The sequence below is a fragment of the candidate division KSB1 bacterium genome (assembly GCA_022562085.1).
Lineage (GTDB): Bacteria > Zhuqueibacterota > Zhuqueibacteria > Oceanimicrobiales > Oceanimicrobiaceae > Oceanimicrobium.
This window is the reverse complement of the sequence record JADFPY010000361.1, coordinates 1-4,464: the sequence shown is the minus strand read 5'-3', so window position 1 is coordinate 4,464 and position 4,464 is coordinate 1. Positions and strand designations below refer to the sequence as shown.

The 4,464-nt window shown below is 45.2% G+C and carries 4 protein-coding genes and 1 pseudogene; 4 read left to right on the top strand and 1 reads right to left on the bottom strand.

Annotated features, from left to right (window positions below):
- Positions 1–21: 21 nt before the first annotated feature.
- From IH879_20230 to IH879_20215, 4 genes and pseudogenes are all read left to right on the top strand, one after another.
- Positions 22–1,902 (top strand): sigma 54-interacting transcriptional regulator, encoded by a 1,881-nt coding sequence (locus tag IH879_20230; GenBank protein ID MCH7677256.1) that lies wholly within the window; start codon positions 22–24, stop codon positions 1,900–1,902.
- Positions 1,903–2,086: 184 nt separating this feature from the next.
- Positions 2,087–2,374 carry a hypothetical protein gene (locus IH879_20225; protein ID MCH7677255.1) on the top strand — a complete coding sequence of 96 codons (288 nt, stop codon included), beginning with the start codon at positions 2,087–2,089 and terminating at the stop codon, positions 2,372–2,374.
- Positions 2,375–2,450: 76 nt separating this feature from the next.
- Positions 2,451–2,717: pseudogene (locus IH879_20220) on the top strand (isochorismatase family protein).
- A gap of 197 nt (positions 2,718–2,914) precedes the next feature.
- Positions 2,915–3,511, top strand: coding sequence for a sigma-70 family RNA polymerase sigma factor (locus IH879_20215; GenBank protein MCH7677254.1), 597 nt, complete (start codon positions 2,915–2,917; stop codon positions 3,509–3,511).
- 322 nt (positions 3,512–3,833) lie between these two features.
- Here the strand turns inward: IH879_20215 and IH879_20210 are convergent.
- The coding region (locus IH879_20210) for an LLM class flavin-dependent oxidoreductase (GenBank protein ID MCH7677253.1) at positions 3,834–4,464 on the bottom strand (631 nt) is incomplete at its 5' end.

Genomic DNA, 4,464 nt, shown 5'->3' with positions numbered 1-4,464 from the left:
CGTAGGCGGGCGCAGACGGCCTTGGCATCTCAGGAGACACTTTATCGGACGCTTATTGAATCAATTCCCCATGTTATCTGGCTTACAAATGCTGAAGGTCAGTCGACATTTCTAAGCAAAGCCTGGCAAGAATGGACGGGGCGTGACCTAAAAGAGTCACTGGGTTCTAAGTGGGTAGAATCAGTGCACCCCGAAGACACCCCGGGTTTGCTTGCAAAATGGGAACGCGCATACAAGCATGGTGAGCCTTATGAAGGAGAATGTAGATTCAAAACCAAGGAAGGTTCCTATAAAGCCGTCACATTTATTGGCACACCGGTTCGAGACGACTCTGGAAAAATAAGTAATTGGGTTGGTATCAATATAGACATCACCGAGCGCAAGCAGGCGGAGGAGGCACTGCGTCGAGCTAAGGAGGAGTTAGAGAGACGGGTTGAGGAACGGACGGAAGAACTGCAAAAGGCCCTTGACAGATTAGGAAAGGAAATAGAGGAGAGCGAGCAGGCGAGGACGGCGTTGGTGGAAAGCGAAAAGCGACTATCTCATATATTAGAATCCGCCATGGATGCCATCATCGCCATAAACGACGCTAGGTGTATCGTCCTTTTCAATGAAGCCGCCGAAACGGTTTTTCGCTGCCCCGCTGCTGAGGCAATAGGTAAGCCGATTGATAGATTCCTCTCTAAGAGCTTCGGCAATTTACTCACAAGTGATTTGCAAGACTTTGGTAAGCATAAAATTACCAAGCAATATATGTCGGCACCGGAAGGACTCACCGCCATTCGTGCTAACGGTGAAGAGTTTCCCATCGAGGCCACTATTTCGCAGGTTGAGGTGTCTGGACAGAAACTCTACACAATTATTTTGCGAGATATTGATGAGCGCAAGCAGGCTGAAGCAGAACTGAACAAATTGCAGCTCGAGAAGGATTATCTGCAGGAGGAAATTAAAACCGAGTATAATTTTCGGGAAGTGATAGGTGCTTCTGCCGCCATGAAAAAAGTGTTTCAAAACATTGAAAAGGTAGCTACCACCGATTCGACCGTCCTTTTGACAGGTGAAACGGGCGCGGGCAAAGAATTGCTAGCTCGGGTCGTTCATAATTTAAGCAATCGGAAAGATAAGGTGATGGTAAAAGTAAATTGCACTGCCTTACCGGCCGGCTTGGTCGAAAGCGAACTATTCGGTCATGAGAAAGGGGCTTTTACCGGCGCCACGACCAAAAAGAAGGGCCGGTTTGAGCTTGCTAACGGCGGAACCATCTTCCTGGACGAAATCGGAGAGCTACCGCTTGAAACACAAACCAAACTCCTGCGTGTTTTGCAGGAACAGGAATTTGAGCGCGTTGGCGGCACACAAACCCAAAAAGTAAATGTCAGAGTCATTGCGGCCAGCAATCGAAATTTAGAGGAGGACGTCAAGCACGGTGCTTTCCGTACCGATCTGTTTTATCGATTGAATATTTTCCCGATTCACATTCCCCCGCTGCGAGAGCGCATTGACGATATCCCACTTTTAATAAATTACTTTATCAAAAAATTTTCCCACAGAATGGGCAAAAGGATTCAAAATATAAGCCCCAAGGCGCAGGAAAAGCTCATGAGCTATGATTGGCCGGGAAATGTTCGAGAATTGGCTAATATCCTCGAACGGGCCATGATTCTTTGCGAAGGCCGACTGCTGCAGCAGGAACATATTGGAATATCCATTCAACATCCCACAACAGAGGCAGAGATTTCCACTCTTGAGGAAGTAGAACGCATGCATATCCAGAGAGCATTAGAAAAAACCGCAGGTGTTGTTGGCGGACCTCATGGCGCTGCAACATTGTTGGGCATGAAACGAACGACTTTGATAGATAGAATGAAAAAACTAGGCATTTCTAAAATGCAGCAACCTTGACGGATTACCGACTCTGTGTCGGCATACCGACAAAATTTTGAGCACCTCCTCTAGTCAAGCTCCTGGTGCTAAAGTCATCTAACTTCTTTTAATAAAGCCACTTGGGAAAGTAACCGAGTGGCTTTTTTGTTTTGGTACGGTTTTGGCAAGTTAAGTAATAGTAACATTTAAACATCAGGTTGATATGTTCCGAATCGAAAGAATATTTGAAAATGACTTAACCGTTATCATAAAAATTGAAGGCGAGATTTCGGATGAAAATGTGCCGGACTGGAAAAATGAAATAAGTCGCTTAATGGAGCTTCCTGAACGAGAGATTATTTTTGAAATTTGCTATGTAACATTCATGTGTCCCAAAGCCGTGGAAGTCCTGATAAAACTGCTTACAAAGAAGATTTTTTTGTTGAATTGCCCAACTTCTGTAAGCAATATGCTGCATTCTGCTGGTTTGTCTGCGAATGTGTTGGGTTAATGGAGGAATTTCTTTTCAACAGATTTGATTACTAAAACAGAGTACCTTCCTCCCTCCTCATGCCTCCCGTAGGTTTAACGACCTCATGCTGCAGCTTCGCAAGCGCGGTATCGACAAAGTTATCCTGGCCGGCATGTCGGCAAATCTGTGCACCGAGTCCCATTTGCGTGAACTGCTGGAACGAGGTTTTGAAGTTGCTGTCGTTAAAGACGCGACGGCGGCCGCTGTCATCCCTGACGGCGACGGTTATGCGGCGGCGCTGGTTAATTTCCGCTTCATCGCGAATACGGTTTGGACCACCGAAGAAGCGGTGCAAGCCCTTCAAAAGGTCACGGCAAAATAACTGGTGGTAAGGGCTGTCCCTTATTTATATGAGGGCAGCCGCACAACGTGGAGTGAGCCATTATGAGCCCAAGCAATGCGACCCGAGTTGCATCGTTGGCGGCGCGAGAACTTCTTTCGTCAAAGCGGGAACAGGCTTCAGAAAAGTATTCTGCATTAGAGGGAAAAATAGGGAAATAATAACAGGAGCGCATCAGAGTGAGAATTTCGTTCAAAAAAGACAAGCGCATTCATTTACAACAAAAACATAAAAATTTTGAAGCACTTGCTATCCCTTTTAAGAACCAAATTTATGGCGCGGCTCTCAGAATGACAAAACATCCGCTAGATGCGGAAGATTTAGTTCAAGACACTTACTTGAGAGCATATCGTTTCTTTCATCGATTTGAGCCCGGAACGAATATTCATGCATGGATGTCACGCATCCTTACCAATCATTTTATTACTCACTACAATCATAAAAAACGTGAGCCTGCTCGTGTGAATTTCGAAAAAACTTGCACGACTCTTTCAGTTAAAAAAACCTGGGAAGATTTTGAAAACCAAACTCTGGGCTCTATGGAAAATTATGATGACCTGTTTGATGATAAAATTACAACCGCGCTCAATAGATTGCCAGAGCATAATCGAATTGTAGTACTGTTATGCGATGTAAGCGAGTTCAAATATAAGGAGATCGCTGAAGCGCTTAACATACCGATTGGGACGGTGATGTCTCGCCTTTATCGTGGCCGGAAAATGCTTGCCCGATTTTTAAGTTCATATGCTGTCAAAATTGGTTTTTTAACATATTAGCTTATTCAAGATTAAACGACCAATTGAGCGAAAAGGTAATTTGTTAATTTAAAATAAGGAGGTTATAAAAGATAGAAAATGAGTTTTGATTAAAATTAATGGAATAGCAAGCTGTTTAACTTTTACCATGAACATAACAGTCAAACATTCAACTTTAAACTTCTACAAACTTCTACCAAAAAAGGAGGGAAATAAAAATGAAAAGGACTATTGCTGAAGTTGCTGGTGATGAACATGGGGCATGTAGGCTGGGTCTTTATTTCCAGGGTAATCAGGTTTTTCTTGAATATGATGGTTATTTGGAACCTGATGACTCAGAAAGTCAGCTTTTTATCCGGGAGAGTTTCCCAGTTGAAAAGTGGAGAGAAGGGATAAAAGCTTTAAAACAGAAAGGAAAATGTTCAATAGATTCATTAGGGCTGAAGTCAGTCGATGGAGGAAGGCGACTTGAGCTGTCTTTTAGAAAATCATATTTAAATTTTTCATCGCCTGTAGATTGGACTATTGAGCAATTGACTATTTGCGCGACGATAAAGTCGTCCCAGCTCCGACCTTCTTCCTCTAGAGAATCGCGAACGATTGCGAGCGCGTTCGTGGAGTATTCCGGCGAACAGACCGCGTTGAGCATGACACCATCTCCGATCTTTCCAGCAAGACGGAGACCGGTGGTGCTTGTGGCAGGGATCAAGAAGGGAATGTGATCGCGTACGGGCTCGAACCCAAGCTGGGCGTCGTCGAAACTTACGACCTGGCCGTGGTATGACGCGTTTTTGCCGCTGATGACGAGCCGCATGGCCTCTACCCACTCGCGAAGCACCTGCGGCGGCGAGATAGGCTCGATCCCGTAGCGACGCGCATGCGTGTTCGTGCAGGCTCCAGGCGACAGAATCATCCGTCCGCCGGTCAACTCGTCAAGAGACGCGATGGTTTGAGCCATCACAAGTGGATTGCGA

What these genes read in the sequence shown, in the direction of transcription:
- IH879_20225 (MCH7677255.1), top strand. Translation starts at nt 2,087, where the DNA reads ATGTTCCGAATCGAAAGAATATTTGAAAATGACTTAACCGTTATCATA.